General features: G+C 42.6%; 1 protein-coding gene. It reads right to left on the bottom strand.

Features of this window, described 5'->3' with window-relative positions:
* The coding region (locus J2D73_RS20580; RefSeq protein ID WP_279380968.1) for a dihydropteroate synthase at window positions 1-210 on the bottom strand (210 nt) is incomplete at its 3' end.
* Between the last annotated feature and the right edge of the window lie 6 nt (window positions 211-216).

The following is a 216-nucleotide window of genomic DNA, read 5'->3' as shown; positions in this document are numbered from 1 at the left end:
AAACTTGGCAAAACAGTCGAGCTTTGCCAGTAATTCATAGTTATGTTCTAAGCTTTTACCAAAGCCAAATCCCGGATCGAGTATGAGTAATTCACGGGGGATCCCAGCTTGTATGCAAGCGTCAATCCGCTCGGTTAAAAAGCTAGAAACTTCTTCAATAACATCATAATAAGTTGGCGAAGACTGCATGTTCTTCGGCTCACCCTGCATATGCAT

Source organism: Acetobacter sacchari (genome assembly GCF_017377715.1).
Lineage (GTDB): Bacteria > Pseudomonadota > Alphaproteobacteria > Acetobacterales > Acetobacteraceae > Acetobacter > Acetobacter sacchari.
This window is presented reverse-complemented; position numbering and strand designations above follow the sequence as displayed.